Genomic DNA, 26,498 nt, shown 5'->3' with positions numbered 1-26,498 from the left:
TCATATAGATTGTGATAAAAGACGCGAGCTTTTGGCTTGTGTCTTTTTTTCGTTCTGTGTAAAGATGTTTCTATCTTATGCTGATAAAAGAAAAGCGGTCCTGATGTTTTTCGCGTGTGAAAAATGGGTAGATGGTATATGTCCCTATCATCTAACTATTTTGCAGAAGGAGTTGCTGACTGTTGCTTTGGATTATTGTATCTTTTCTGGTTATCAATATCGGGATATTTCTATTTTCATGGCGGAGAACAAAGGAGGTTAACTTGCAATCGTCCGATGGATATTTTCTCGGAGGAAGAAGTCTGACTGCGTTATATATCGGAAGCTCGCTGCTGTTAACCAATTTATCAACAGAGCAGATGGTTGGGTTAAATGGACAAAGCTATGCAGGGTCTATGACAGCGATGTCATGGGAAGCGAGTGCGCCGCTTGCGTTAATTTTTCTGGCGCTTGTCTTTTTGCCTCGTTATTTAAAAACAGGAATTACTACCATACCTGATTTTCTAGAGAAGCGGTTTGATCAAAGAACAAGACAGATCGTTTCGGTGCTGCTTATCATCGGCTACGCTGTTTCATTCCTGCCGACAGTACTGTATTCAGGCGCTCTCGTGTTAAATCAAGTCTTCCGCATTACAGATACATTTGGCATCAGCACATTTATGGCTGTTTTGCTGATATCCTTAATCATTGGCGTAACGAGCTGCTGTTATATCTTTTTTGGCGGATTGAAAGCTGCTGCATCAGCAGATGCCATATACGGAATCGGATTAATTTTAGGCGGTTTTTTTATTGTGATATTAGGAGTTCTTGCAGTCGGACAAGGCAGCTTTGGGGGCGGAGTTGCACAGCTGACGGCTTTACATACAGACAAACTCAATTCAATTGATATCAGCAATTCGGCAGATGTGCCGTGGCCGACGATTTTAACAGGACTATTAGTGAATAATCTCTTTTATTGGGCTGTTAACCAAGCGATTGTTCAGCGGACATTAGGAGCGAAAAATCTAGCTGAAGGACAAAAGGGCGCTCTTTTAGCAGGTTTCTTTAAACTTATTGGTGTGTTTTATTTAGTCGTCCCCGGAGTGATTGCCTTTCATTTATATGGAGGCGGCATTAAAAATGCTGACAGTGTATATCCCCGGCTGATCGTCGATTTATTGCCGGCATCGCTTACCGGTGTATTCGCCGCTATTTTATTCGGAGCGATTTTAAGCTCGTTTAACGGCTCTCTGAACAGTACCATTACGTTGTTTACTCTGGACATATACAAACCGGTCTTTAAGCCTCATGCAAATGAAGCTGAGCTGGTCAAAACAGGGCGGATTTTTGTCGCGGTTCTCGGGCTGGTATCGATTGTCATCGCACCCTTTATTTTATATGCGCCATCAGGGCTGTACAACTATCTTCAAGAGATGTTCGGATTTTTTAATGTTCCGATATTAGCAGCGATCGTCATTGGCTTCTTTACAAAAAAAGTGCCGGCTTTAGCTGTGAAAATAGCAATACCAGCCCATATTGTTTTATATGGCTTATCAAAAATCTATTTAGGGCACATTCATTTTCTATACATCCTTGCCGTACTCTTTCCATTTTCAGTGGCTGTGATGCTTCTGACAGGAAAGCTGTATCCCAGGGAAACGGACTATAAGCTCGATCACAACCCGCAAGTGGATATAACACCTTGGAAGCACGTAAAGCTGGCGTCCTGTATCATTCTGATTTTAGTTGCGGCGACGTACCTTGTGTTTTCACCATGGGGAATTGCGGGTTAGCAAAAAGGATCTTGGCACCTGCCAAGATCCTTTTTATTTAAACCAGCCTTTTTCCTTTGACCGGGTAATGGCTTCTATTCGGTTTTTCACTTCAAGTTTGTCTAGAATCATTGAGATATAATTTCGCACCGTCCCGCTTTTGATGCTGAGTTCCTGAGCGATTTCTTTTGTGTTTTTACCGTCAGCCACAAGTTCGAGCACTTCTTTTTCTCTGTCTGTAAGAGGGTTAGCCTCGCTGTATATGTCCTCCATCAGCTCAGGTGCATAGATGCGTTTTCCGTTCATGACGCTTCGGATGGCGCTCGCGAGCTCTTCGCTCGGACTGTCTTTTAACAAATAGCCCTTAACGCCGGCTTTAATGGCTCTCTGAAAGTAGCCGGGTCTGGTAAAAGTGGTTAGGATAATAATGTTACAGCCTGTGTCCTTTAACTCCTCAGCAGCTTCAAGCCCCGTTTTTCCGGGCATTTCAATGTCCATAATGCATACATCAGGCTGATGTTTTTTGACAAAATCAACAGCATCTTGACCGTTTGTACCTTTGCCGACAACTTCCATATCGTCTTCTAAATTCAGAAGTGATCCTAAAGCGCCCAAGAGCATTTGCTGATCTTCCGCAATAAATATACTAATCATGTAAGCCATCCTTTTTTGTTTATTTTGAGTTATTAGGAATTGACATGGTAAGCTTGGTGCCGTTTTTTGTATCAATGTGTAGGCTCCCGTTTGCAAATTCAAGCCGTTCTCTCATGCCAAGCAGGCCATGTCCTTTTGAAAAGTACTTCTCTTCACCTTGAAACGTTCCATCGTCAGTCACTGTAATGACAACTTCCTTCCAGAGCTGTTGAATGTCGACTCGGCAGGTCTTAGCCTGACTGTGTTTGACGACATTAGTGACAGCTTCCTTTAAGCACATGCTTAATATGTTTTCATTAAGCAATGAGATATTATCCGGCAATTGATCTTCCTCGTAGATAAACGTAATGCCGGCTGCTTCAAGAATTTGTTTGATGTTTATGATTTCATCCTTTAGCCGGATGCCTTTCATGGAAGATACGATTTTTCTGACTTCATTTAAAGAAGTTCTCGCAGTTTGCTGAACGCTTTTTAGTTCACGTGTTGCTTGTTCAGGGTCTTTGTATATCAATTTTCTCGCCAAGTCGCTTTTTAAACCGATTAGAGAAAGCTTTTGCCCAAGTGTATCGTGGAGGTCACGGGCAATTCGCTGCCGCTCTTCTAATTTCACCAGGTCAGCAATCCGTTCATTTGCATTCTCGAGTTTTTCTTCGAGTCGTTCGCGTTCTTTGCGGCTTCTAATACTGAACGGCAATAAAATCGCGCTGATGAGGGTAATGACGACAAAAGGAATTTGAGTCAGAAAGAATTCTTTTTTTAATACGAGGCTGAAATTGGCTGCGACGGCAGCGCTTATTAAATGGACGTAATATAAAATATGAAAAGGGACACGTTCTTTTATGTTTCCAATAAAATAAGCGATAAAAAAAGCAAAATAAATATAACTGAACAGCGTAATGGAGGCTGTTGAAATGCCGATTAATAAAAACGCCCACAAATAAATGGCCCAGCCTTTTGAGACAAAAGCAAATCTATATATCGAAAAAAATAAAAGCGTCAAAATGATGCCGATGATGATAACAAATGTAGATGATGATTGCCATATAAAGTAGAAGGGAAGGATGAAAAATATCGTCCATATATAAGGCGTAATCCCGCTTAGTTTTTGAAATGTAAAATGTTTTTTAATCATGATATTCCCTCATTTTCAGCTTTTCATCTTATATGTAACTTTATCATTGCGAAAGCCAGAATGCACCCTTGAACAATAAAAAGGAAGCCTTCTTGTGTATAAGAGAAGACCTCCTTCATCATCAGGCGTTCCGCAGTTTCTGTTTTTCTGTTGAATCAGGCGGAGGGCTGGAAGGGATATGTTTGATATCCCGAAATGATACAAATTGTTTTTTATCTTCATCCCAAAGGCGGAATCCAAGTGACTGCAGACTTGTTTTTAAGGTAATTGTCGGTACGTTTTTCAATGGTTCGTGATGTTTATGAGCAACTTCAAGCTTATAGTTAGGCACCTTTGGACTCAAATGGTGAACATGGTGGTACCCGATATTGCCTGTGAGCCATTGAAGCAGTTTCGGGAGTTGATAAAATGAACTGCCTTCCACAGCTGCCTGGACATAGCTCCAGTTTTCATCTGCTTCAAAATAAGAATCTTCAAAGGTATGCTGCACATAAAACAGCCAAACCCCGATTGAACCTGAAATCAGAAAAATAGGGCCCTGCACCAGTAAAAACGATTGCCAGCCAAAGATCAGACAGCAAGCAGCAGCCAACGCTACAATTGCCACATTCGTAAGATATGTGTTTACACGTTCTTTACGTCTTGCGCCTTTTTTGTTAAAACGGTTAGTAATCAGAAAAACATAAATCGGTCCGAGAATAAACATGATAAACGGATTTCTATAAAGCCTATATGCAAGCTTTGTTCGTGTAGATGCAGCTTTATATTCGTTTACTGTTAACATCCAGATGTCTCCTGTCCCGCGTTTATCCAGATTGCTGCTTGTCGCATGATGAATCGAATGGCTATGCTGCCATTGAAGATAAGGAAATAAAGTCAGGACACCGGTCACAAAACCGAGAATATGGTTAAAGCGCTTTTGTTTGAAAAATGATTGATGGCAGCAGTCATGGAATATGATAAAAATTCTCGTCAAAAATCCTGCGGCAATTACTGTTAATGCTATCGTAAGGAGATAGGAGACATTGAGGCTGAAATAAGCAAGAAACCACAGTCCGAAGAAAGGGATAAACGTGTTCAAAAGCTGAATCAGGCTGTTTTTTGTTTCGGGTTTAGCAAAAGCAGCGACTTGCTTTGTCAGCTGTTTTTGTTTATGTGCAATGGTTTGTTCAGTCATAGTAAGTATCCTCTCATTGTGTGTCTCGGTTAAGTATACGCTAATCAGAGAAGGGTTTTGTAGTAGCACACATCATGCATCATATATGACATTTGTCATGGCTCCTCGTGCGGCTTGCATAACTGTTTGCACTAAAAAAGCTTGTAAAAAAATTTACAAGCTGATTAATGTTTGTCGATCCATATTCGTGATGTACCCGCAACAGCTTCAACCCTGCATGTTCCCCCTATAGGAAACGTGGCAATTGGTGAGGTGTGTCCGGCATTTATATTTGCGATGATTGGGAGGCCGGATAATTCTTTTTTTGTTTTAATCATGGCTGTTACCTGCTCTATTGATACATTTGATGCTTTTTGAAATCTGCCGATTAAAATCGCTTTCACATGAGAAAAAGCGGGGAGGTGGATGAGTGATTGCAGATCGCGGTCAAACATGTGGATGTCTGACATATAATCATCTTCTATCAATAAAATCGTATTTTCTGTTTCTGGAAAATACTCCGTTCCCTGCAGCAAATTAAGCGTGCATAGGTTTCCGCCAATCAAAGTGCCTTCCGCATAACCCTCTTGAATCACAACAGGGCCGTTATGAGGATAAAAGTGCCTGTTTTCTTGATCCAAATACCAGCGGTCATCGCTCCATTCGCTCGAAGGATGAATCTGAAACGGGTCGTCCGAAGCGCAGCAAGAAAGAAAATACTCTTTTGTATATTCGAGTCCTTTTTTCATTGCGAATGTTGAAAAATGGGGACCTGAATACGTAACAAGACCCGTTTTTTGATAAATGGCGTTGCCGAGGGCCGTTATATCGGAATAGCCGCACAGAATTTTTGGATGCTGTTTGATTTTTTCGAAATCAAGATAGCGCAGCAGCTGATTTGAATTGAAACCTCCAAGTGTTGTTAAAATCGCTTTGACACCTGGATCGAAAAAGGCAGCGTGCAGATCATGAACTCTTGATTCGATAGAGGATGAATCAAATTCGTTACATTCATTTGCGTGTTCAGCGATGGTTACTCGATAACCTAAGCGTTCTAATGTGGTTTTTGCTTGAATTTTTGCTTCATTTGATAATTTAGACATGCTGGTCGCGGGAGACACGATCCGGATTTCGTCTCCCTTTTTCAACTTTGCGGCGATCATAGCACCCTCCATTAATGGTTTTATACCATTACAGCATATCTTGGCTCATTCTTCCAGACTTCTTTACAAATCGACCCACTTAATGCTGCCTGATTGTGTATCATGATCGACGCATACTTGGAATTGATGTTTTTCATAAAAATGAATCAGCCGGTCTACATGATTCCAATCACGCTTGGCAATGTCGCCTGTGACTTTCGGAATATTGTGGTCTCTGGCGATATCTTTTAAATATTTCATGCAAATGGAACCAAACCCGTGATTCGGAGGGCCTTTTATGTCCCCGATATGAATGGCATCATCCTTGTAAGACGCTACAAGTGAAAAATTGCCTTTTCCTCTGTAAGCCGTTTTACAATCAGTAAGCATAATTTTGCATGTTTGGCCATCATCAATCGAGGAAACAATCAACCACTCTTCATGTTTCGATTGATCAATACCAAGCACTTTGGCATCTTTAGATAGATCCTTCATATTCTCCTGCATGCGGTAAATTTGAAATTCTAAATCATTCAGTTCTTCTTCAAGTTCTTCGCGATTTTTTTCTTTAACAGTAAACAAGATCAAACTCCTTTCAGAAATCAGCTTAGAAACACAGTTACCAATTGTATTAGATGAAAGGAGCATTGTAAATAATAAAACGAATATTACTAGAAATTAGCGCAAAGTAAGGTTTGATCGTTTTTAAGAGAGGAAAAAGAAAACTAACCTGTGAAAAAGGAGGAATCGGAATGGCGATTGATTCATTGATTAAGAAATTAAAGTATGTCCAATTGGAACCGCCCGATAAAATTCTCTCCCTATATCTTAATACAGACATGAGAGATCCAGAGCAGCAGGGGGGAGAATGGAAGATTGCCCTAAAGTCAGGATTCGGCCGATTAAAAGAGTATTTGGCAGCAAGTGATCCAGAGGAAGAGAAGTGTCTGCAAGGTATCAGAACGAAAATTGAGCAACACCTCAATGAAATGGGTAAAGACATGCCCCGCAGTCTCGTGTTTTTTGTTTCCGATAGCGGTATATGGGAACCAATTAAGCTTCAAATCCCTGTAGAAACAAGATTTTACTGGGAAGAAACAGCTGTTCTGGACCAGCTAAAAGGGTTACGCCAAACGTACCCAAGTACGGCGTTTATTTTAACTCAGCAGCATGAAGTGAAAATTATTGAAACAGTATTAGGTGAAATTGAGGCGGTTGAGCATTATGAGTATGATATCATCAATGAGTCGTGGGAGAATCGCCATTCCTCTGCAAAAAAAGCGGTACCGTTTGAAGAGGACCGAATGAGGGAACATGTAACAGAGAACCAGACAAGACTGTATAAGCGGCTGGCTGCCAACCTTGATCAAAAAGCGGCCGCGAAAAGATGGGAACGAATGGTCATCGCCGGTGATAAAGAAACAGCGGATATTTTGGATCAGCATATGAATAAACCGATTCATTCGAAAATTCAAAAGAACCTTCTGAATGAAAATGAACATAAGGCCATTGAGCATTTAATCAAAGAGGCGTGAACCGAACAGGGCCGGGGCTACAAGCCGCCGGCCTTTGAAGTGTGTCTAATTTCTGACGAAGCATACGAAAACGTTGACAACCTCTTCGAATTTGCATACGATTTGGATAGCCAGTACAAATAGGAGAGGTCATCAAATGAATCAAACAGAAAATAAACCGAAAAATTATACGGGGATTGTCCTTACGCTGACAGTTCTGATTAACGGTTTAATCGCAGTGCTGTTTTTTATGCCTAAATTAGATCAGTTCAGCCATGCGAATATTCACATTTTGCCTATGCTGAATGCGATATTCAACAGCTTTACGTTTATCTTCTTATTGGCCGCGCTGATTATGATTAAACAGAAAAATATTAAAGCTCATAAACGCTTTATTTTAGCCGCTTTCACAACAACATTACTATTTTTGATTTGTTATGTTGTTTACCATTCGATTGCAGAGAATACGCTGTATGGCGGAGAAGGTATTATACGTTCGATTTACTTCTTTATCTTAATTACGCATATCTTCCTTTCTGCAATCATTGTGCCGCTTGCGCTATTTACACTAATCAGAGGCTTCAGCATGCAGGTGGAGCGCCATAAAAAAATAGCCAGATGGACAATGCCTCTGTGGCTGTATGTAAGCCTTACAGGCGTTGTAGTATATCTGATGATATCACCGTATTATTAAAAGCCATACTGAGTATGGCTTTTTTTGCGCTTGTAAATATGGCAAAAGCCCAAATCAGTTGGGCTTTTGCCAATAAATTGATAGACTCCTATTCATGAGCCTTTGATTCCATAGTTTCAAGTGTTGCAACCTGTAAAGATTCTTCAACAGTTTTTGTTTTTTCTTTTACTTTTTCTGCATACGTGTAATCACCGTAGCAATACGGATAGCGGAAATTATTCACATTTCCCCCGCAAGTATACAAATCGGGATTTTTTTTGACTTGCTGCTCGGAGTATTGTTTTGCCAATTCCTCAGTATGCGCGCCTCCATGATCAGCTACAAAATCAATGTAACCTGCCCCCATGTTATAGCTTTGAATAATGGTATCCAAATCCACATCTTTTTCCTTACCGGTCTTGTACATGAGGGTAAATTGCTTGATGCCTTGTTTAACACTGAGTTGAGGGTCTGTTATCTCATTGCGTTTTAACCCCAGAGATTCAGAGGACTGCATGGGATCATTGCCTTTTCCTTTTGACTCCTGATACATCATGCCAAGTATGAGTGATGTATAATGAGAGAGTCCTTGATTTTCAAGCTCGTCTTCCACCAGCGGTTTATAATCGGTTAAACGTTCCAAAACAATCGTTTTTGTATCGATCGGAAGTTTTTTGATTAAATCCCGGTTGAAAAAAAGCAACATCAACAAAAAAGAGGCGGTGACAAAGACAAAAATCATTATAAAACCCGCAGCAGCGAAACAGCCTTTTCTCTTTTTCTTCACTGTGTTTCACCCTTAATGTTTGAAGCAATATGACCTTTTTATTATGACACAGAACGGTATATCAGACCAAGTAAAAACCTGATTTGAAACATAAATTTAAACTATGAGATTGAATTGGAATACAAGTGGACTGGTTTGCACCCAAGCACATTTGTTATAAGATAAAACTACGAATAAAGAAAGGTGATACAGATGACTGAATTTAGAGAAACGGACCGGACAGCTGCTGATCTGGACGAGGAAACGCTGTTTCTAGTCGCACAAACATTCAAAGCGCTTTCTGATCCTACCAGAATCAGGATTCTCCATTTATTATCCCAGGGTGAACATGCTGTAAACGGAATTGCGGAAAAGCTGAATTTACTGCAATCTACTGTCTCCCACCAGCTCAGATTCTTAAAAAATCTCCGGCTTGTCAAATCGCGCAGAGAAGGAACATCCATTTACTACTCTCCGGAGGATGAACACGTTTTAGATGTTCTTCAGCAAATGATCCATCATACACAACATGATTAAAAAAGATATCCTTGCTTAATCGCTGCTAGCGGGCAAGGATGTCTTTTTCTTTATTGCGTCTGTTCTGATCGAGTTCGTTTCTGCTGAGCTTAATGACAAAAGAGGAAAACCCGATATAATAAACAGCTATCAGAAAAAAGACGCCAATTGTCAGAGGATCTGTTCCGATTGACTGACTGTACGATTCAAGGCTGTTTAGATCAGGCGAGGTAAGATAGAGCTCTGTCACTCGATAAAGAAATCTTGATAGAAATAAGGTTAAAAGAATCATTTCTACCCAAATATGAGTGCGAAAATAGATTTTTCCTCTGCGTTTTTCAAAGGAGATATTTTTCTTGGCGAAAAAGACAAGGAGCCAGCCGCCAAGAATGCCGAAAATGAGATATCCATATAAAAAAGGGTGAATGACGCTGAAGATCGAAAGACCAAAAGCAAACAGTGAGAAAAGAATCATACGGGTAAACAGCCAGCGAGGCTTCAGCGGCTGATATCCAATAGACCTTTTAATTTTTTTATACAGAAAAAAGATAATAATCATGGCAGGATAAATGCTCTGAAGTGTAAGATGCATGATGTGAAATCCCCTCCGTTGAGAAGTGTATGCTTATCCGGTTCAAAATAGTAGCTGAAAACAATACTGAACACAAAAAAGAAGGGGAAACCCCTGTTTTCATAACATATGCGGAGGTTCTTTGGGCCGCATAATAGATATGCCCAAGCGTTATAAAAATGTTATGATTAATTTCTCTGGAAAACAATAGAAGAAAAGGTGCACAAAATGAAACTGGAACGTTTGTTAGCAATTGTTGTGTTATTAATCAGCAAAAAACAAGTGCAGGCCGCTGAACTTGCTGAGATGTTTGAAGTATCCGTCAGAACAATTTACCGTGATATTGATACGATCAATAGGGCTGGTATTCCGATTGTGACCTCACAGGGCTCCGGGGGCGGAATTGGCATTATGGAAACGTATCGGCTTGAGAGAGAGTGGCTGAAAGAGGAGGAACTATTTGCGATTGCTTCTGCTTTGCAGAGTGTCTCATCTATGTACGAACCTGTTTCTCACAGCACAGCTTATCAAAAAATCAAGCACCTCATACCGGAGCAATCTGCTGAAGCATTTAAGCACCAAACAGAAAAATGGTTTATTGACATGACGGCTTGGGGCCGAACTGAGGATCAAAAGGCGCTTCGTGAGAAAATCAGTGCCGCCATTGATCGATTGTCGACGGTATCATTTACATATACAAACGCAAGCGGGGAAACACTTCTTCGTGAAACGGAACCTTACACTTTGGTTTGCAAGGCGGGGCACTGGTATTTATATGCCTATTGTCTAGTTAGAAACGATTTTCGCTTTTTTAAACTGAACCGAATGAAAGATCTGACCATTTTATATCAATCATTCACCAGAAAAGACATTCAGCTGGAGACTTTGCCGTGGGATAAGAACTGGTACCAAAAGGACCGTTTAACTGAACTGGTCATTCTTGTTCAGCCGGCAGCACGTCAGCGCATACGTGAATGGTTCGGATATGATGTTCTTCATTGTGATGAAGTTGAGAACTGCCGGGCCGTGATTTCTCTTCCTGAAGATCAATGGCTGATCGGTTTTTTGCTGCAGTTTGGAAAGGATATTGAGATTCTGGAACCTCTTCATATACGGGAAAAAGTAAAAGATACCCTTAATCAGATGCAAAAAGTATATGAAACCTGACATACTGCTGTCAGGTTTCTTTTTTTATAATCTAAGTAAAAAGGAGGGATCGTATGAGTTTTTCACATATGACACACTTAAAACAGAAACGGTTTGCCGGACTTTCACGGCAGACAAGCAATGCATTGGAAATGACGGAAGAAAGGCGGATCCCGGCACTGTGGGATCAATTCTGGCAGCAGGATATGAGCATTCTTTTCTCAGAGGCTGAAAAAGATCAAAGCATTATCGCCTTATATTCCAATTACGAGCAGGAGACGAATGGGTTTTACACGTTTTCAGTCGGAACGTTTCAGGAGGACAGCCGAACTCTTCCAGAACCATATGAAAACATTGATCTGCCGGCTTCCGCTTATGCTGTATTCACTTCCAGAATCGGCCCTATTGAAGAGGTTGTGCTTGAAACGTGGAAGGAGATTTGGGCTTGGGATAAGCGTTATCTGCGTACATTTACAGGTGACTTTGAGGTGTATGATCAAAGTGCAGCAGTACCTCACCGAGCGCAGGTTAATATTTATGTAGCCATAAATAAATAATAACTCTTGATAAACTAATGGTGTTAGTTAATAATAAAACTAACACCATTAGTTTTATTAGGGGGAATGAAAAGATGAGAGTTACTCAGTACCAAACGGTTTGGCAGCTGACTTTTTTTCCGAGATTATTTCCGGTCAATTGCTATTTAGTAGAGGAAGAAAACGAAGTCACCCTGATTGATGCCGCACTGCCGGGCAGCTATAAAGGAATCATTCAAGCTGTAAATCAGCTGGGAAAACCGCTTCAGCATATTTTACTGACCCATGCCCATGGTGATCATGTCGGATCACTGGATGCATTGACACAAGCATTTCCTCACGCAAAGGTGATGATCTCAGAACGGGATTCTTTCCTGATGCAAGGCGACACATCGCTGCGTCATGATGAGCCGCAGACACCTATAAAAGGAGGTATTCCGAAACACGTGCAAACAAAGCCTCACCATCTGCTGACAGGCGGTGAAACAATAGGTTCACTGCTCGCTATTCCTACACCAGGCCATACACCGGGCAGCATGTCATTTCTTGATACGAGAAACGGCACTATCATAGCTGGAGATGCGTTCCAATTGCGCGGAGGAATCGCTGTATCAGGCCAGATGAAATGGGCGTTTCCTTTTCCCGCTTTCGCCACATGGAATAAGGAGGAAGCCATTAAAAGCGCTCAATCGCTCGCCGACAAGTCGCCTTCCTGTCTCGCTGTCGGACATGGGAATTTCCTTAGGTCACCCGCAGAACGGATGCGCCAGGCGATCCAAAAAGCAAAGAAAGGATGATGAACATGTCACCGAGAATTGGATTGAGCCAAAAAATGATTGTAGACGCCGCAGCGGAGATTGCCGATCAAGAGGGCTTGAATAGTGTCACACTTGCCGCACTGTCTAAAAAAATGAATGTACGCCCTCCGTCGCTGTATAATCATATCAACGGGCTGCAAGCGATCAGAACAGAGCTCGCTGTCAGCGGGCTGACGAAGCTTTTAGATCATATGGCAGACTCCGTAACAGAACAAAAGGGTGATTCCGCTATGCTTTCTTTAGCTCATGCATATGTGGATTTTGCAGTTGAAAATCCCGGATATTATGAAGCAGCTTTGCTCAAGGTTCAGGACAAAAGGATGGAAATTGTCTCAGATCATATTGTCCAGCTTGTCTCGAAGCTGCTCAATGAAAACGGCTATGCAAACGAAAAGACTGCGATTCACGCGACAAGGGGGCTAAGAAGCCTGTTGCATGGCTTTACGGCTTTGATCGCAAAAGAAGCATTTGAACGTGAAGAGGATATTTCAGAAAGCCTGTCATTTTCAATTCGGACGTTTTTGTCAGGATTATTAATGAACAATAAAAACATTATGTAAACTATTTAATAGATGTCTTATATTTCTGAATATTGTATAATATCATAGGAGTATACATAGGGGAGAGACAGGACATTCACAAAATTGAGCAGTTAGCGGCAGCATCATGGCGGTCTTAAATTCAGAAAAGCATGGGACAATGGCTCCTCAGAGCGAACTTTGGCGTAACCAAAAGGGCGAACAGCGTGTGGACATCAGCGGAAATGCCTGAAGGAGATTTCCGGTAAGCAGCCGAGCATTTTTATAAATGCTTAGGCTTGCCCGTTTGTTTTTAAATCAGCCATGCATCTCCGAAAGGGATTGCAGACAGCGGGTATGAAAAGGCAGACGAGTGCTTTCAAATGACAGCATTGTGCCGGGACATCATGAGCCATACAGATGAAAACAGCCGATTTACATACAAGTGGGAACAAGAGCCGTCGCCCATTTGGATTGATACATTTATTTAATTAGAAGGATTTTCGCCGGAGCGGCACCAAGGCTACACACATATTTTCGCGCATGCCGCGGTGTATGACCAAGGGAACCTGACAGCGCTTGGAACGGCTTCTGTTATTGATGGCTACGGGGGACTCAGTAACATCGTTATAGCCAAGGAGCAAAGAGTAAAAGGGGCAGGAGTTCAAGTGACCAGGGCATTGACTGAATGGGCAATCAATAACGGAGTCAAGCACATCTATTTGCAAGTGCTGAAAGAAAGTCTGGCGGCAGTTTCTTTATATGAAAAAATCGGATTTTTTCCTATATCAGAACACCATTACCGGATCAAAAGATGATCAAAGGAGGGGATTGCTGATGGACTTGCTTCAAGACATAATTTGCGAAAAACGGACATATACACGCCTTTATCATTCACATCAGCATAAATACAGCCAATTGCTTTTTCCGCTTGAAGGGTGTCTTGATCTTGAGACAGAGGGACGCGAGGTGAAATTAAAGCCGGATCATTTTTTATATATCCCGCCTGAGTGCGAGCATCGTTTCCGGTCAATCGGCAGAAATGAATGTCTTGTACTGGATGTTCCGCTTCATACGATGAAAATTAACGAGTATCGTGCAGGATCGGGAATTGAAGCTGCGCTCGATCCATTCTGGTCTTCGATCAGGTACTTGCTTACTGAGGAAGAAAAGGCCGGCACCGCGAACTCACTGCATATGCTTGTTCAATACATAAAAGAAAAGCTGCAATCCCATACATACGCCTCAATTGCCTACATTCACAACCATTTATCTGAGCGGCTGACGATTAAGAAGCTGGCAGAAATCGAGCATTACCACCCAGCTTACTATTCAAGCTGGTTCAAGAAGCAGACGGGGCAGTCTCCGCAGACCTATATTGCCAATCTTCGTCTCGAGGAAGCGAAACGAATGCTGATGGAGAAAAAGGAAACCCTTACTGTCGTGAGCGAAGCGCTGGGCTTTCAAAATCTCTCTTCATTCACAAGGTGGTTTACAAAAAGTACAGGCATGCCGCCCCGGCTGTATCGATGCACCTTATATTTGGATAAAAAATGATGGCTCTATGGTTAAACGAGCCTTAGAAAGCTCTTTTATAATAGGAGAAAAAGGAGTTATTGATATGGCAGTCATTGAGGACTTTGAGAAATTGGATATCAGAACAGGCACTATTGTAAAAGCGGAAGAATTTCCTGAAGCAAGAGTCCCGGCGATTAAGCTTGTGATTGATTTTGGAGCAGACATCGGCATGAAACAATCGAGTGCGCAAATTACGAAGCGTTACCACCCGGAAGATCTCATCAACAAGCAAATCATAGCAGTCATCAACTTTCCGCCGCGCCGGATTGCCGGATTTAAATCGGAAGTGCTGGTCCTTGGCGGGATTCCCGGCCAGAGTGACGTCGTCCTGCTGAAGCCGGATCAGCCTGTCCCAAACGGCACAAAAATCGGATAACATAAAAAAGACGTTTGCCTAAGGCAAACGTCTTTGCGTATTGAGGCGATGCACCACACGCCACATTCGTGTGCGCCGCAAAGGGCATGTACATCGGCTTACACAATTCAGCTCATCGCTATATGAATATAGCATAGCGGGTGAAGGAATGCAAGGGTAACTTTGTAATTTTTTATTCGTATCTTATTTTGCTATATTTACTGTCATTGTAGATAGTACATATTCATATTAGTATTGAGTAATAACGAGTTGTTTTTTTGTGATAGGATGTTCCAAAAACAGCTTGAGCGAATATACCAGCCCAGGAATATTTAAGACTAGGTAAACATATAGAAATTCTTGCTATAATTCAGCTGCTGTGTCTATGTTCTTAGGGTTCCCTCTAAAACGATCTACAACCTTTTATTTTGTTGATGGTGGCACAGCTTGAATGGAAATTTCTCCAGACTTGTTGAATTTCTTTTTCTGTGCGTACTTTTTCAGCATCATTTGAGCTACAAGCTGCCAACGATAGGCTCAAAGTGAATGCGGTTATTGTGAATTTAATTTTTCCTTAATATCATTGCATTTCTCTTTAAGACTTTCTGGCGTATGTTAAAATTTTACTGAATTCATAGTCAAAAGGGGAATGTTTTATGCTGGGAATCAACGTTGAAAAAACAAATGAAAACTTAATTATCAATTGGCAGCTATCCAAAATCGAAATTCCAATCAGAGAAATCAATGATGTTTTTCTTGATCCAAGCTATGGGGGAGAGGGAAAAAGCGCAGTAAGGATAGGTTTTCCTTATGGCTCTACGGATAGGGTAGTGATTAAAACAGCAAATAACACTTACATTTTGTTCACGACTAATGCTGCTTCAATTATGAGTAAAATTGTTTCCTAATAACCAATTAATGTCCTATAGTAATGCTTTCCTTGTGTATCATAACATGGTGAAATCTAGTTAATTGTTGTTAGGGGGATAGGATATGGAAGAAGGCAAACTTATTCATATGACACTTGCTGGTATTAAAGAAGCTGTTTCTAAGTACGGCATTTTTCCAATGATTCAACCAGGTGGTTTCGTATTAGAAGACGCCACATTTGAATTTAATGAACCTGCAACAGAAGAAGAAATTAGAAAACTAAAATCACATTTCAATGTAAGTCTACCCAAGGATTATGAAGAATTCCTAGCTCTACATAATGGAATGAAGTTTTTTGATGGGGTTGAAATACTTAGTATTGAAGATGTTTTGGAATACAATGAAACAGAAGATCTTCCTGAAAATTGTTTTTTAATTGGGTATCATTTTGATGGCCGTTATGTAATTGATACTAAACGGTATGAAAAGGGTCTTGACTTTATGTTTTATTTGGATGCGATTGATCATTTCGATGAAGCTATTGAGGTTGCTCCAAATTTTGAAATTTGGTTAGACCGGTTGGTAAGCTCTAATGGATTTAAATATTGGGAAATAAACAAAGATGTTAAGCTGTATTATGAAAATATGGATTTAGAAGAGACTCCCTATGATTAGGAGTCTCTTGTTTATTAATACGCTCTCCACCAAGGATTAACTTCACTTCTATGAAATGCGCTATCTAATGGAATTAAATTGCTAGTGGAGTTACCGCCACCATATTCTCTAGGTAATTGATGGTGTATTTCAAACTTTGCCCAAGTCTTTTTCCCATATTTTTTCTCATACCATGCTCGGTATGCTTTTCTTTCTTTATTTCCCCAGTCAACTTTTTTCTTAACTTTCTTAAACGTTCGCAGGTGCAAGCAAGTCTAAGCCTAATTGTTTATCTGTATAAACAGGAAAGAAAGTACCTTTTTTATTGGTTAAGTACAAACCTTCAGTCCATGTTAGAGTTCGAAGCGTAGGAGGTTTTCCTGCCCATGTTGCAATGGCACTACCTGAATATTTCCAAAAAGAAGTATAGTCAACGTTAAGAAGCTGATGTACTTCTGCCCCTTTCTTAATCTGTCCCCCAACAAAGGTTTTTCTAATAACATGTGGACACGTAAATTGCTTGTTATAGTAGCCACTTTTACATAGTGCTTGTTGAACTTCAAGTGTGGCAGGCCGAACCCCAACGACTTTTGAAATCTCTACTCCATGAATAACTTTGTTCACTTTCCCACCTAAAAAAGTATGGCTTAGGTAAACAACACTTTTTGAGCTTTTCTGTATTCCTATACGCTGACTGTCAGAAGTGACTTGTCCAGTTGAAATTTTGCCATCTTTTTTACCATATGCAATATAAGTTTGGTATGAGTTTTCAACTTCAAGTCCTTCTTTTTTTGCTATTTGAGTTAGCTTATTAGAAGCGTCTGAAATGGGTTGTTTTGATCCTTCAGTTTTTTGCTTTATTCCATTAACTGAAGAAATACGTTGGGTAAGGTCGATTCCTTGGATGCTTGTTTTGTTAGATGATTCACTTGCAGCTACTTTCTTTTCATGTGTGAAGAGTCCAGAAAGAAGTAACACAACAGTTAGAGCGGTTAATCCAAAGCATTTTAACAACTTTTTCATAAACAATCATCTCCTTTTTCTGTGTTACATAACAAATGAACAATTAACGAGTGTTAAATTGTTGAAAATAATTACATATTATCCCTCTTCCAGACAGGGACATATCAAATGACCTAAAAAATAACAATTGATTTTTAGAGAGTTAAGAAACATTTAAAGTTCTAAATTCCTAGGTTAATTGGTTGTGTGTTAGGTGCTAACATGGGGATTTGTGGTAAAATTTATATGGAGTAAGCGTGAAAGGAGAATGATATGAAGGTTTTTGAAGCTGATTCATTACTCTCTGAAGCGGATAAAAGAACCAAAGAGTTCAAGGAACTAAGGTCACAAATGGTGAAGCTCAAAAAAGCGTTTAAGTCCGTAGCTGACTTAGATGACAGCGAGTTTTCAGGTAAGGGTGCTAACAACATTAAAGCATTTTATCATGATCATGTCGGTGTTACCGATCAATGGATTGATTTAATTGATATGAAAATTGCTTTTTTAAGCAGCGTTTCTGCAAAACTTGAAGAAGCAAAGTTGTCAGATGCTTACATAGAAGAATCTTTTCTAGAGCATGAGTTGGTGAACGCTTATACAAAATCAAAATCCATTATGTCTGAACAAAAGAAAGCGATGAAAGACATCTTAAACGACATCAATGATATTCTTCCCCTTGAAATATTCTCAACAGAAGACTTCAAAGACAAACTTTCTTCTGCAGATGACAAACGTGAAAAAACAATTGATAAGCTAAACAAGCTTGATGAGGATTTAAAAACAGAATACGCTGAAACAGAGCCTAACGAACAATTCATTCAGCAAGATTTTAAAAAGCTGCAGGAATCAACAGGCAAAGGGAGAAACGCCACCCCGATTCAATATAACGCCAAAGCGTATAGAGAAAGTGACATACATAAGAAAAAAGGCGATATTGAGAAGCATTCTGAATCTTATTTAAGCGTGAAAAAAGAAGAAGCAAAAGAACGAGAAATCAAAGAATTAAAGAAAAAACTTAATGATGGTGTGTCTGATCCTGATGAGTATTTAGAGATCGCTAAGAAAGTAGGCTACGAGAATCTTGAGCCAGCTCAAGTTCAGCTTGCGGTGCAAATCGAACAAGCAAAGCAGCTAGAAGGGGCAGGAGAAATCACCTGGGATATCGTAAAAGGTGTAGGAGTAGGTTTATATGATGTTGGTAAAGACACTGTAACCGGCATATGGGACTTCATCACCGATCCAGGAGAAACCTTGTTAGCACTAGGCAATGCAGTTATTCACCCAGTGAAAACATATGATGCTGTTTCAGCAGCAATTGAAGAATCGTATCAAAAAGATATGGTGAATGGAGATGCCTATTCTAGATCCAGATGGGTGACGTATGCAATTGGTTCAGTGGCTGTAGCTGTTTTTGGAACCAAAGGTGCAGGAGCCATTAACAAAGCAGATGCAGCGGGCAAAGTAATAAACAAAGCAAGCCAAGCAGGGAAGAAAATGAAGGACGTTAAGATTCCAGATTTACTACCTTACAATCCTAAGTATAAGCTTGCTCTAGCAGATAACGTACCATACAATGTGGTTGATAGCCAAAACCTTAAGAATGAACTTTTGACTAATGCGAAGAAATTACCAGATGGAACAAGAAAGCCGTTTACTGGACAAAAGATTAATCCACCATGGTTAAATAAAGAAAAGTATGAAGCGTATGAAATAAAGGGGAAGGTAAAGGCGAAGGGGGAAGTTAAAGATGTAAGCCGAAGAGTGTATACTATGAAAGATATAGATATTAATCAAAAAACGGAATTCGGCGTTACAAATCTTCAACTAATGAAAAACGGGAATGCCCCTTATGCAAAAGATGGCACACAGATTAATTTACATCACTTGATTCAAGAAGAACCTGGCCCAATGCTTGAAATCCCGAACAGTTTACATACAAAATATAGTGATGTCATTCATAAGCTTAAGTCTGATGGTAAAAGTTTTAGAAATGATAAGGTTTTAAAGGCCCAATACGAAAGCTTTAGAAAGAGATATTGGAAGTGGAGAGCGAAACAATTTGAGAATGGGAATTGAGGTGTTTAAATGATTTATTCGAAGGTTGAAAACTTTATTAATGAAAATAAACAAAATGCTATATTTACAGATGGCACAAGTCATGGAAACATTGTTCGCATTGAAGAAACTCTACAAAGCGATCTTCCCAATAGCTATAAATGGTTTTTAGAAAAATACGGTGCAGGGGGTTTATTCGGTGTTCTAGTTTTAGGCTACAACTTTGATCATGCATCAGTTGTAAATAAAACTAAGGAATATAGAGAACACTATGGCCTTACTGATGGACTTGTAGTTATTGAAGATGTTGATTATTTTGCTTACTGTCTAGATACGAATAAAATGAAAGACGGAGAATGCCCTGTAGTTGAATGGGATAGGGTAATTGGTTATCAAGATACTGTTGCAGACAGCTTTATTGAATTTTTTTATAATAAGATTCAGGAAGCGAAAGATGGCTGGGATGAGGATGAAGACTGGGAAAATTAAGCAAAAGTATTACAAATAAGGCCGAAACTTATTGAATCTGAGCTCATATGATATACATTAAGGTATCAAGGTCATTGATGGCATGATACTGAAAAAGGAGTGAGATTCATGGGAGGATTTTATTTCTTTGGTGCTTTGATTTTAACTTTTTTGCTAGGTGTTGGCTTATTATCTCTTGGTGCTTATATACTTTGGAAACTCATAAAGATGCGCTAGGTTTGATGGAGGCTCGCTTTTGACTTAAAATAACTGTTTGCTTAATCTCACTTTTTGAAAGTTGTTGTCCCTGAGTAGCTGTACTGTGGGCTTAGTGAAGATAGGGCTGATGATACGATTAACACAATACCAAAGTATTGTTGCTTGTCGAACCTATATCCTCAATCTAAATAAAATAATGGTTTTAACCATAAAGCAATAGTATTGCAAATACCATTTCTATATGGTTATAATTAGGGTAATGATACAATTATATAATTATTTTTTGTATTTTGATTTAAGGAAATGCATAAAATAAAAAGACCGAGGTGCGCCAACACCCCGGCATGTACAAAAAGCTGCCCATCAAAGGGCTTGCTCAGATGTCGTTCTAGATAGACCTAGCCCTTCAGGTGTCTAAGCTCAAGGGAGGTCTATTTTTTATTTATATACGTCAACAGGGCAATTATAAATGACCCGAATGCAAGCATTAGCATTAATGCCTGGAATGTTGACATAGCCTCACCCCCTTTCATAGGGGATGAGCAAGACTCCCTAGAGTGAGCAAACTTAATGTACAGGAAATATTATACTATACATAAATCCCCTTGTCGTTAAAAATTCACAATATATTGATAACGAGCAAAACGAAAAGTGAGGGTTGAATATGAAGACTGTTAGCCAAGAAATCCAAGATTTATCTATTGAATCCTTGAGGTCAACTTTTAGTAAACTTTCAAATGCTTATAAAAGCACGACAGAAAAAGGTTCAAACACAACCCTTGTCAAAAAGAGACTAAGCGCAGTAAAAATTGGTTTAGAAAGCCTAAAAGGTACTTGGAATGGTGAAGATTTTTGCTATGAGCAAGAAATCATATTGACTTCTAAAGAAGTTCTACAAGATATCATTCCATCTATTGAAAAACAATTAGCAAAAGCAAAAGAAGGCAGTTCTCAAAAAACATTAAATGAGCGTCGCTTAACTGCATTAAAACAGGCAATCGAATCCTTAGAGAACCGTCTTATATAAGACAGTAAACTGTTCCGGAATCGGGTGCGTTACATAAACAAGATTGAAGGAAACTCTGTTTACTAGGGCTTCCTTTTATTTTTGCGTATTTATCAACATTAAAATTTAACAGAGCCATTCAATTATTAAATCATTTGAATGATTGTCGATATTTAATATGTGTAAAAACGGAAAAATTCTACAATTCAGACTTTACTTGTTTCATAGAGTGGACTTACTTCGTTCTTCATGTGGAATGAATTACATAAACCCAGCTGCAGCTCCATTGTAGCTGGTTATGAGAACTTCAGTATAATCATAATTGATCACTTTCAGCCAATTATGAGAACGTTTATTAATTTCATAAGGGGAGTCAGCTTTATTGAGTACGATTGCCTCTAAGTTTTTTCTTTGGCCAAGGCAAATGAACGACTTAGAGGCAATTAACTGACCGTCTTTGAAGATAACATCGAAGACAGAGTAAACAATCTTATGGGCTGATTTTTTGGACATAAAACGTTCCATTACAGCTTCAAAGTCAGGAGCACCATCTGGAGAAGCTACAATGACTTCACAATCTCTAATGTTTATTTTCTTTGTGATAAATGGTTCGAATGGGGATTAATTACAGATATTATTCCATCAGATTAGAAACAAGAATTGCGATTCTACGAAAAATGATAAGGCTATGGTGGAACAAGACTACCTATAATGTAATTTTAGTCCTTTGTAATTAAATTACAAATAGTCATAATATTCACTCGTGAATTCATGGTATTATATTGAAGGGAACGATCAAAAGCTTTGGCGTTAGTAATTAAGAATGTTTTAAATATATACGAGTGCTACCTCATGTCAAAGTCAGAAAAAATATTATAGGAGGTAACATATGTTTAAGTTTAAAAAGAATTTCTTAGTTGGATTAACGGCAGCTTTAATGAGTATAAGCTTGTTTTCGGCAACCGCCTCCGCAGCTAGCACAGACTACTGGCAAAATTGGACGGATGGGGGCGGAATAGTAAACGCTGTCAATGGGTCTGGCGGAAATTACAGTGTGAATTGGTCTAATACCGGTAATTTTGTTGTTGGTAAAGGTTGGACTACAGGTTCTCCATTTAGGACAATAAACTATAACGCTGGCGTTTGGGCGCCGAAAGGCAATGGATATTTGACTTTATATGGTTGGACGCGATCACCTCTCATAGAATATTATGTAGTGGATTCATGGGGTACTTATAGACCTACTGGAACGTATAAAGGTACGGTATACAGTGATGGGGGTGTATATGACATATATACAACGACACGTTATAATGCTCCTTCCATTGATGGCGAAAACACTACTTTTACACAGTATTGGAGTGTTCGCCAGTCGAAGAGACCTACTGGAAGCAACGCTACAATCACTTTCAGCAATCATGTTAACGCATGGAAGAGTCATGGAATGAATCTGGGTAGTAATTGGTCTTACCAAGTCTTAGCGACAGAGGGATATCAAAGTAGTGGAAGTTCTAACGTAACAGTGTGGTAACAGATCATCTTTAATCAGGGGTAGCTAACGGGCTGCTGATCGTTCCTTAAGAATTTTTATAATCATTGTTATTATTGTGAGTTACTAATAATCGACGGTCTTTTAGTTGGAATCCCAATATATGCCTCGGATATGGTAAATAATTATTAAACAAACATTAGGAATATATAGTCACGCACTTCAATCAATGCAATTAGAAGCAGCAGATAAGATGGATTTATTGTTAAATGCGTGACCTCACCTGTGACCTGACCAAATAAAAAAAGCGATGAACTTCGCTGTGTAAAGCTTTGTAGTACCTCTTTTGACACGCCACATTCGTGTGCGCCGCAAAGGGCATGTACATCGGCTTACACAATTCAGCTCATCGCTATATGAAATAGCATGGCAGGTGAAGGAATGCAAGGGTTACTTTGTTATAGACAACAAGATTTAACACAGAGCAGGATCTAAGATAAACGATTAACTTCATAAGCGGCACGGATTCCAGATTCAATCGCCCCTTGCATCCACGCATGAGTGAGTGAGGCATGTTCTCCAGCGAAATGGATTCTTCCCTCAGGAACAGGGATATAGGGGTACAGTTCTAATTCTTGTCCGGGTTCCATAGCTGTAAAGGCCCCCGCAGAATAAGGATTCTGACTCCAGCTAAAAGAAGCGCCGGACACAAATTCAGACCATACAATATCGCCATATATCTCTGATAAATTCAGTAAAGTATACTGAATACGCTCTCTTTCTGAAAGACTGTCCCACATCAGTGCCTCATCTGCCCATGTATAACTCGCCAGAACGACAGCATGTCTATTTGCTCCAATACCAGTGCTTGGATAATACGAAAATCGAATCGGAAGATCAGTAATAGATTGCCCGCCGCGCTGCCCGGCTTTTTCCCAAAATCGCTTTTAAACTCTATGCCGATTTTGGTTGCGCTTATATAGTTCAGTTCGCGGATTGCCCGCCGTTTATAGTAGGAAAAAGAATGGTATGGTTCGACTTTGACAAATCGCAATGTTGAAAAAGGAATGGTTACAATAGCAAGATCAGCTGTGAACGCTACATGCTCTGCTGTTTGTTGATGCTGACAATGGACCGTAACGCTGTGCTCATTTTGAGAAATTTTCATCATTTTTTGATGGTATAGAATATCTGTTTTTAGTTGAGGAAGAAACGCGTGAGGAAGCCGATCCATTCTGCCTGTTTTTTCATAGAAGTGAGTTGGTGAAGTGAAAAAGATGGATTCCCGTAACACTTCAACAAGGGACATACCCATATACGCTTCCATATCCAAAAGGATTCCTATCATATCGATCGCGCCATATGAAAAATATGTGTTTAAAAAAGAGCTTAACGAGTCATTTTTGTATTGTTCTTCAACAATCCGCCAATTTCTCTCTGGATTTTGATTAATAAAATGCAGAATAGGCTGCAATACAGAAAGCATCAGCTCTTCCGCGGTTTTCCCTTGTTCGTTTGGTGCAACGGGGTATCTTAATATCTGAGGATTTCGTTCAAAAAGATGGAGACGTGTTTTAATTCCGTTCGTGTAAATGATGTCCATTTGGCTTTTGTTGATAAATACATTTGTTGGCAGCCTGAATTTTTTTATATATTCTAAGGTTAACATATGGATATTCGGAATGCGCATCGGACCAACATTAAAGTACAAACCATCACTAAAGGGAGATCTCAACGTGCAGACACGGCCGCCTGCTCTTCCGCTCGCTTCAAGAATCGTTACTCTGTGACCGGCATTTTTCAGCAAAGATGCTGATACAAGCCCGGCCAATCCGGCTCCCACAACAATAATATGCTTTGGATGATGTGATGCGCTAAGTCCGTTTCTAATAATCTTCACCATGTCATCATTCGTGAGAGAATTCATTTTTCGGAGGCACCTCTTTTTTGAATTTATGGCATTATATTCAGTGAAAAGGACGCCTATCACGTTCTGTTCATATCTTTTGGAATTGGAACGCCAAAACGAACATTTATTCTCATTAAAAGAACAAAATGGGGAGACATATATTGACTAATTTTGTTATAAGACTGTAAATATTTCAAAAAGTCTCTTAGATGAACAAAGCAACTCTTAAGGAACTTCAAAACTTCGAAGCGAAGTATCAAATTAAACACCTAGAGGTAGAGGAATTCATTTATTTAGCCATGAAGAACTTGAAGAGGAACTGAAATATGAGGATTTATCTGAAGAACATCAATATTATTCCGGTTGACTGCTAATTGGAAGGTTACCTTTTGATGATCGGACAAGGATAAATAGGATAAAGGTAATCCCAGTAAGCAAAACAATTGTTGGAAATGCACAAAATAAAAAGACCGAGGGACGGCAATACCCCGGCTTTGTACAAAAAGCTACCCATCAAAGAGCTTGCTCAATGGTCAATCTGTGTAGACCTAACCCTTGAAGATTCCTAACTCAAGGGAGGTCTATTTTTTATTTATGAACTTGCTGTTGTAGGGAATACGGAGAGACAGGGAAGTGTAGTGTTAGCTGCATCTCTGAACTTAAAAAAGATTTTCGAATCAAAACAGGCTCGGTACTTTTTATGATAGCTGAAGATCCAAGAATACATCTCGTAAATCTCTAAATAAAAAAGCTTTTCATCAGTTCCGGTTGATTCCTTTTTACAGATTTGTTCTTGAAAAATGTGTTAATTCTTTAGATGTTTAATGAATTTACGTGAATGATTTAAGTCCCTCGTAAGCCGATAAGGCTTACTGATAGCTCGAGCGGGGCTTTTATTGTGATGAATCATATCCCATGGCCTGTTCACTGGTCAGTAATTCTTTGAGTTGTTGAATAAGGATAGTATTTAAAGAGGTTATTGTTGTCTTAATATCGAAATAAACATTAAGTTTAAGTACTTTTGATGGGAGTCACTTTAATGCATATAACAACAAAAAGGTTATTGATACGTGAATTTGAATTAAATGATTGGCAAGCTGTATATGAGTATACATCAGATATTCATGTTATGAAGTATATACCAGAAGGGGTTTTTACTGAAGAAGATGCTAAAGAATTTGTAAATAAAAACAAAGGTGATAAAGCTGAAAAATTTCCTGTAGTACTAATAGATGAAGATTATCTTATAGGTCATATTGTTTTTTATAAGTATTTTGGTGAACATACATATGAGATTGGGTGGGTGTTTAATCCAAATTATCAAAATAGAGGGTACGCTTCTGAAGCAGCACAAGCTATCTTGGAATATGGATTTAAAGAAATGAACTTACATAGGATTATAGCTACATGTCAGCCTGAGAATATTCCATCATACCGAGTTATGGAGAAAATCGGTATGAGAAGAGAAGGCTTTTTTAAAAAATGTATTCCCAAAGGCAATGAATGGTGGGATGAATATTATTACGCTATTTTAGAAGAAGAGTGGAAATAAACTATTAATAATTTATAAGTCTTACCTCTTCAACAAAAGTTCTTTTATTGAATGCAGCAACATTGGCGATACAAACAAAATATACATCCTATACCATGACAATTCGCTTATGACGGGATAAGTTATATGCCGGGGAGATCATTCTTTGTAGGATTCGCTTGAGGACTAAATTAGCCCTTCATATGCAAACCCGAAGAACAATGTTATAGGAATTTCTTAGTTAATGTTGTAATTATATTGGCGGCATACCGTCTTAGTTTTTAAAGGTTGAGCAGGTAGAAGTTTTTAACAAAGATTCAGCAACTATAAGACAGAGTTATGAAGTCCAAATAATCTGGAATGATGATATATGCTCATATATTGAGAGATGAAGCGCACCTGCAGCAGAAAGCAGAGCGCTTTTTTTTTTATGAGGAATCTCAATAAAACAATAATTTTAATCAGAAAA

General features: G+C 39.4%; 26 protein-coding genes and 7 pseudogenes. 20 read left to right on the top strand and 13 right to left on the bottom strand.

The genetic code is table 11. The features are described from left to right. Nucleotides 1–182: 182 nt before the first annotated feature. Nucleotides 183–1,772, top strand: coding sequence for a solute:sodium symporter family transporter (locus V6D44_RS10955; RefSeq protein ID WP_087993836.1), 1,590 nt, complete (start codon nucleotides 183–185; stop codon nucleotides 1,770–1,772). 33 nt (nucleotides 1,773–1,805) lie between these two features. Here the strand turns inward: V6D44_RS10955 and desR are convergent, their stop codons facing one another. From desR to V6D44_RS10930, 5 genes are all read right to left on the bottom strand, one after another. Then, nucleotides 1,806–2,405, bottom strand: a complete 600-nt coding sequence (gene desR / locus V6D44_RS10950; protein WP_087993835.1) for a two-component system response regulator DesR — start codon at nucleotides 2,403–2,405, stop codon at nucleotides 1,806–1,808. A gap of 19 nt (nucleotides 2,406–2,424) precedes the next feature. After that, nucleotides 2,425–3,537, bottom strand: coding sequence for a sensor histidine kinase (locus V6D44_RS10945; protein ID WP_087993834.1), 1,113 nt, complete (start codon nucleotides 3,535–3,537; stop codon nucleotides 2,425–2,427). Between the two features lie 121 nt (nucleotides 3,538–3,658). Next, a complete protein-coding gene (desE, locus tag V6D44_RS10940; protein ID WP_087993833.1) occupies nucleotides 3,659–4,714 on the bottom strand; it encodes a fatty acid desaturase DesE in 1,056 nt (351 codons plus the stop codon). 164 nt (nucleotides 4,715–4,878) lie between these two features. Further along, complete coding sequence (locus V6D44_RS10935) at nucleotides 4,879–5,856, bottom strand: S66 family peptidase (RefSeq protein ID WP_333516508.1); 978 nt, start codon at nucleotides 5,854–5,856, stop codon at nucleotides 4,879–4,881. Between the two features lie 63 nt (nucleotides 5,857–5,919). After that, complete coding sequence (locus V6D44_RS10930; RefSeq protein WP_087993878.1) at nucleotides 5,920–6,417, bottom strand: hypothetical protein; 498 nt, start codon at nucleotides 6,415–6,417, stop codon at nucleotides 5,920–5,922. 170 nt (nucleotides 6,418–6,587) lie between these two features. Here V6D44_RS10930 and V6D44_RS10925 point away from each other — a divergent pair, with 170 nt between their 5' ends. Both V6D44_RS10925 and V6D44_RS10920 read left to right on the top strand, forming a co-directional pair. Then, nucleotides 6,588–7,370: a VLRF1 family aeRF1-type release factor gene (locus V6D44_RS10925; RefSeq protein WP_087993877.1), complete on the top strand. Its 783-nt coding sequence runs from the start codon at nucleotides 6,588–6,590 to the stop codon at nucleotides 7,368–7,370. 136 nt (nucleotides 7,371–7,506) lie between these two features. Then, nucleotides 7,507–8,043: a DUF420 domain-containing protein gene (locus V6D44_RS10920; RefSeq protein ID WP_253268381.1), complete on the top strand. Its 537-nt coding sequence runs from the start codon at nucleotides 7,507–7,509 to the stop codon at nucleotides 8,041–8,043. Between the two features lie 88 nt (nucleotides 8,044–8,131). Here the strand turns inward: V6D44_RS10920 and V6D44_RS10915 are convergent, their stop codons facing one another. Continuing rightward, entirely contained in the window at nucleotides 8,132–8,809 is a 678-nt protein-coding gene (locus V6D44_RS10915; RefSeq protein ID WP_087993875.1) for a lysozyme family protein, read from the bottom strand. A 192-nt stretch (nucleotides 8,810–9,001) separates the two neighbouring features. Between V6D44_RS10915 and czrA the strand changes: the two genes are divergently transcribed. Next, nucleotides 9,002–9,325: a Zn(II)-responsive metalloregulatory transcriptional repressor CzrA gene (gene czrA / locus V6D44_RS10910; RefSeq protein ID WP_014114065.1), complete on the top strand. Its 324-nt coding sequence runs from the start codon at nucleotides 9,002–9,004 to the stop codon at nucleotides 9,323–9,325. Nucleotides 9,326–9,350: 25 nt separating this feature from the next. Here czrA and csk22 read toward each other — a convergent pair whose 3' ends face one another. Beyond that, nucleotides 9,351–9,896, bottom strand: a complete 546-nt coding sequence (csk22, locus tag V6D44_RS10905) for a mother cell-specific sporulation protein Csk22 (RefSeq protein WP_087993874.1) — start codon at nucleotides 9,894–9,896, stop codon at nucleotides 9,351–9,353. Nucleotides 9,897–10,103: 207 nt separating this feature from the next. Here csk22 and V6D44_RS10900 point away from each other — a divergent pair, with 207 nt between their 5' ends. The 7 genes and pseudogenes from V6D44_RS10900 to csaA all read left to right on the top strand — a co-directional run bounded on the left by V6D44_RS10900 (nucleotide 10,104) and on the right by csaA (nucleotide 14,847). Next, on the top strand, nucleotides 10,104–11,042 hold the full coding sequence (locus tag V6D44_RS10900; protein WP_253268380.1) for a helix-turn-helix transcriptional regulator: 939 nt from the start codon (nucleotides 10,104–10,106) through the stop codon (nucleotides 11,040–11,042). Nucleotides 11,043–11,095: 53 nt separating this feature from the next. After that, nucleotides 11,096–11,578: a GyrI-like domain-containing protein gene (locus tag V6D44_RS10895; protein ID WP_253268379.1), complete on the top strand. Its 483-nt coding sequence runs from the start codon at nucleotides 11,096–11,098 to the stop codon at nucleotides 11,576–11,578. Nucleotides 11,579–11,652: 74 nt separating this feature from the next. Next, nucleotides 11,653–12,354 (top strand): MBL fold metallo-hydrolase, encoded by a 702-nt coding sequence (locus tag V6D44_RS10890; RefSeq protein ID WP_202327504.1) that lies wholly within the window; start codon nucleotides 11,653–11,655, stop codon nucleotides 12,352–12,354. A gap of 5 nt (nucleotides 12,355–12,359) precedes the next feature. Then, entirely contained in the window at nucleotides 12,360–12,935 is a 576-nt protein-coding gene (locus V6D44_RS10885) for a TetR/AcrR family transcriptional regulator (protein WP_202327506.1), read from the top strand. Nucleotides 12,936–13,054: 119 nt separating this feature from the next. Continuing rightward, nucleotides 13,055–13,711 (top strand): annotated as a pseudogene (locus V6D44_RS10880) (GNAT family N-acetyltransferase). A gap of 13 nt (nucleotides 13,712–13,724) precedes the next feature. Next, complete coding sequence (locus tag V6D44_RS10875) at nucleotides 13,725–14,450, top strand: AraC family transcriptional regulator (RefSeq protein ID WP_087993869.1); 726 nt, start codon at nucleotides 13,725–13,727, stop codon at nucleotides 14,448–14,450. Between the two features lie 64 nt (nucleotides 14,451–14,514). Continuing rightward, nucleotides 14,515–14,847: a chaperone CsaA gene (gene csaA / locus V6D44_RS10870; RefSeq protein WP_087993868.1), complete on the top strand. Its 333-nt coding sequence runs from the start codon at nucleotides 14,515–14,517 to the stop codon at nucleotides 14,845–14,847. A 448-nt stretch (nucleotides 14,848–15,295) separates the two neighbouring features. Here csaA and V6D44_RS10865 read toward each other — a convergent pair. Beyond that, nucleotides 15,296–15,394: pseudogene (locus V6D44_RS10865) on the bottom strand (hypothetical protein); the annotation flags it as partial. Between the two features lie 88 nt (nucleotides 15,395–15,482). Here V6D44_RS10865 and V6D44_RS10860 point away from each other — a divergent pair. Further along, nucleotides 15,483–15,734, top strand: a complete 252-nt coding sequence (locus V6D44_RS10860; protein WP_202327508.1) for a SunI/YnzG family protein — start codon at nucleotides 15,483–15,485, stop codon at nucleotides 15,732–15,734. 85 nt (nucleotides 15,735–15,819) lie between these two features. Then, nucleotides 15,820–16,371: an SMI1/KNR4 family protein gene (locus V6D44_RS10855; protein WP_333516505.1), complete on the top strand. Its 552-nt coding sequence runs from the start codon at nucleotides 15,820–15,822 to the stop codon at nucleotides 16,369–16,371. Between the two features lie 228 nt (nucleotides 16,372–16,599). Here V6D44_RS10855 and V6D44_RS10850 read toward each other — a convergent pair whose 3' ends face one another. Then, a complete protein-coding gene (locus V6D44_RS10850; protein ID WP_333516504.1) occupies nucleotides 16,600–17,373 on the bottom strand; it encodes a hypothetical protein in 774 nt (257 codons plus the stop codon). 252 nt (nucleotides 17,374–17,625) lie between these two features. On the opposite strand from V6D44_RS10850, the gene yobL reads away from it, so the two are divergent. Together yobL and V6D44_RS10840 are read left to right on the top strand one after the other, a co-directional pair. Continuing rightward, complete coding sequence (yobL, locus tag V6D44_RS10845; RefSeq protein ID WP_333516503.1) at nucleotides 17,626–19,428, top strand: LXG family T7SS effector ribonuclease toxin YobL; 1,803 nt, start codon at nucleotides 17,626–17,628, stop codon at nucleotides 19,426–19,428. A 9-nt stretch (nucleotides 19,429–19,437) separates the two neighbouring features. Next, nucleotides 19,438–19,896 carry an SMI1/KNR4 family protein gene (locus V6D44_RS10840; RefSeq protein WP_253268377.1) on the top strand — a complete coding sequence of 153 codons (459 nt, stop codon included), beginning with the start codon at nucleotides 19,438–19,440 and terminating at the stop codon, nucleotides 19,894–19,896. 629 nt (nucleotides 19,897–20,525) lie between these two features. Here the strand turns inward: V6D44_RS10840 and V6D44_RS10835 are convergent. Continuing rightward, nucleotides 20,526–20,609 (bottom strand): putative holin-like toxin, encoded by an 84-nt coding sequence (locus tag V6D44_RS10835; protein ID WP_082786706.1) that lies wholly within the window; start codon nucleotides 20,607–20,609, stop codon nucleotides 20,526–20,528. Nucleotides 20,610–20,758: 149 nt separating this feature from the next. Between V6D44_RS10835 and V6D44_RS10830 the strand changes: the two genes are divergently transcribed. Next, complete coding sequence (locus V6D44_RS10830; RefSeq protein WP_087993972.1) at nucleotides 20,759–21,121, top strand: hypothetical protein; 363 nt, start codon at nucleotides 20,759–20,761, stop codon at nucleotides 21,119–21,121. A gap of 243 nt (nucleotides 21,122–21,364) precedes the next feature. On the opposite strand, the pseudogene V6D44_RS21120 reads toward V6D44_RS10830, so the two are convergent. Further along, nucleotides 21,365–21,514, bottom strand: a pseudogene (locus V6D44_RS21120) (ATP-dependent DNA ligase); the annotation flags it as partial. Nucleotides 21,515–21,532: 18 nt separating this feature from the next. Beyond that, nucleotides 21,533–21,685 (bottom strand): annotated as a pseudogene (locus V6D44_RS21115) (ATP-dependent DNA ligase); the annotation flags it as partial. Nucleotides 21,686–21,709: 24 nt separating this feature from the next. On the opposite strand from V6D44_RS21115, the pseudogene V6D44_RS21110 reads away from it, so the two are divergent. Together V6D44_RS21110 and xynA are read left to right on the top strand one after the other, a co-directional pair. After that, a pseudogene (locus V6D44_RS21110) lies at nucleotides 21,710–21,781 on the top strand (hypothetical protein); the annotation flags it as partial. A gap of 208 nt (nucleotides 21,782–21,989) precedes the next feature. Then, nucleotides 21,990–22,631 (top strand): endo-1,4-beta-xylanase XynA, encoded by a 642-nt coding sequence (gene xynA, locus V6D44_RS10820; protein WP_087993973.1) that lies wholly within the window; start codon nucleotides 21,990–21,992, stop codon nucleotides 22,629–22,631. Between the two features lie 449 nt (nucleotides 22,632–23,080). Here xynA and V6D44_RS10815 read toward each other — a convergent pair. After that, a pseudogene (locus V6D44_RS10815) lies at nucleotides 23,081–24,516 on the bottom strand (flavin monoamine oxidase family protein). Nucleotides 24,517–25,097: 581 nt separating this feature from the next. Here V6D44_RS10815 and V6D44_RS10810 point away from each other — a divergent pair. Beyond that, nucleotides 25,098–25,320: pseudogene (locus V6D44_RS10810) on the top strand (UV damage repair protein UvrX); the annotation flags it as partial. A 217-nt stretch (nucleotides 25,321–25,537) separates the two neighbouring features. Further along, complete coding sequence (locus tag V6D44_RS10805; RefSeq protein WP_289347494.1) at nucleotides 25,538–26,050, top strand: GNAT family N-acetyltransferase; 513 nt, start codon at nucleotides 25,538–25,540, stop codon at nucleotides 26,048–26,050. Nucleotides 26,051–26,498: the final 448 nt, after the last annotated feature.

The sequence above is a fragment of the Bacillus sp. 0209A genome, assembly GCF_036765095.1.
Classification (GTDB): domain Bacteria; phylum Bacillota; class Bacilli; order Bacillales; family Bacillaceae; genus Bacillus; species Bacillus subtilis_G.
This window is presented reverse-complemented; position numbering and strand designations above follow the sequence as displayed.

What these genes read in the sequence shown, in the direction of transcription:
- V6D44_RS10890 (WP_202327504.1), top strand. Translation starts at nt 11,653, where the DNA reads ATGAGAGTTACTCAGTACCAAACGGTTTGGCAGCTGACTTTTTTTCCG.
- desR (WP_087993835.1), bottom strand. Translation starts at nt 2,405, where the DNA reads ATGATTAGTATATTTATTGCGGAAGATCAGCAAATGCTCTTGGGCGCT.
- V6D44_RS10850 (WP_333516504.1), bottom strand. Translation starts at nt 17,373, where the DNA reads ATGAAAAAGTTGTTAAAATGCTTTGGATTAACCGCTCTAACTGTTGTG.
- V6D44_RS10895 (WP_253268379.1), top strand. Translation starts at nt 11,096, where the DNA reads ATGAGTTTTTCACATATGACACACTTAAAACAGAAACGGTTTGCCGGA.
- csaA (WP_087993868.1), top strand. Translation starts at nt 14,515, where the DNA reads ATGGCAGTCATTGAGGACTTTGAGAAATTGGATATCAGAACAGGCACT.
- V6D44_RS10840 (WP_253268377.1), top strand. Translation starts at nt 19,438, where the DNA reads ATGATTTATTCGAAGGTTGAAAACTTTATTAATGAAAATAAACAAAAT.
- V6D44_RS10860 (WP_202327508.1), top strand. Translation starts at nt 15,483, where the DNA reads ATGCTGGGAATCAACGTTGAAAAAACAAATGAAAACTTAATTATCAAT.
- yobL (WP_333516503.1), top strand. Translation starts at nt 17,626, where the DNA reads ATGAAGGTTTTTGAAGCTGATTCATTACTCTCTGAAGCGGATAAAAGA.
- csk22 (WP_087993874.1), bottom strand. Translation starts at nt 9,896, where the DNA reads ATGCATCTTACACTTCAGAGCATTTATCCTGCCATGATTATTATCTTT.
- V6D44_RS10935 (WP_333516508.1), bottom strand. Translation starts at nt 5,856, where the DNA reads ATGATCGCCGCAAAGTTGAAAAAGGGAGACGAAATCCGGATCGTGTCT.
- V6D44_RS10855 (WP_333516505.1), top strand. Translation starts at nt 15,820, where the DNA reads ATGGAAGAAGGCAAACTTATTCATATGACACTTGCTGGTATTAAAGAA.
- czrA (WP_014114065.1), top strand. Translation starts at nt 9,002, where the DNA reads ATGACTGAATTTAGAGAAACGGACCGGACAGCTGCTGATCTGGACGAG.
- V6D44_RS10945 (WP_087993834.1), bottom strand. Translation starts at nt 3,537, where the DNA reads ATGATTAAAAAACATTTTACATTTCAAAAACTAAGCGGGATTACGCCT.
- V6D44_RS10885 (WP_202327506.1), top strand. Translation starts at nt 12,360, where the DNA reads ATGTCACCGAGAATTGGATTGAGCCAAAAAATGATTGTAGACGCCGCA.
- V6D44_RS10925 (WP_087993877.1), top strand. Translation starts at nt 6,588, where the DNA reads ATGGCGATTGATTCATTGATTAAGAAATTAAAGTATGTCCAATTGGAA.
- V6D44_RS10900 (WP_253268380.1), top strand. Translation starts at nt 10,104, where the DNA reads ATGAAACTGGAACGTTTGTTAGCAATTGTTGTGTTATTAATCAGCAAA.
- V6D44_RS10920 (WP_253268381.1), top strand. Translation starts at nt 7,507, where the DNA reads ATGAATCAAACAGAAAATAAACCGAAAAATTATACGGGGATTGTCCTT.
- V6D44_RS10830 (WP_087993972.1), top strand. Translation starts at nt 20,759, where the DNA reads ATGAAGACTGTTAGCCAAGAAATCCAAGATTTATCTATTGAATCCTTG.
- desE (WP_087993833.1), bottom strand. Translation starts at nt 4,714, where the DNA reads ATGACTGAACAAACCATTGCACATAAACAAAAACAGCTGACAAAGCAA.
- V6D44_RS10805 (WP_289347494.1), top strand. Translation starts at nt 25,538, where the DNA reads ATGCATATAACAACAAAAAGGTTATTGATACGTGAATTTGAATTAAAT.
- V6D44_RS10835 (WP_082786706.1), bottom strand. Translation starts at nt 20,609, where the DNA reads ATGTCAACATTCCAGGCATTAATGCTAATGCTTGCATTCGGGTCATTT.
- xynA (WP_087993973.1), top strand. Translation starts at nt 21,990, where the DNA reads ATGTTTAAGTTTAAAAAGAATTTCTTAGTTGGATTAACGGCAGCTTTA.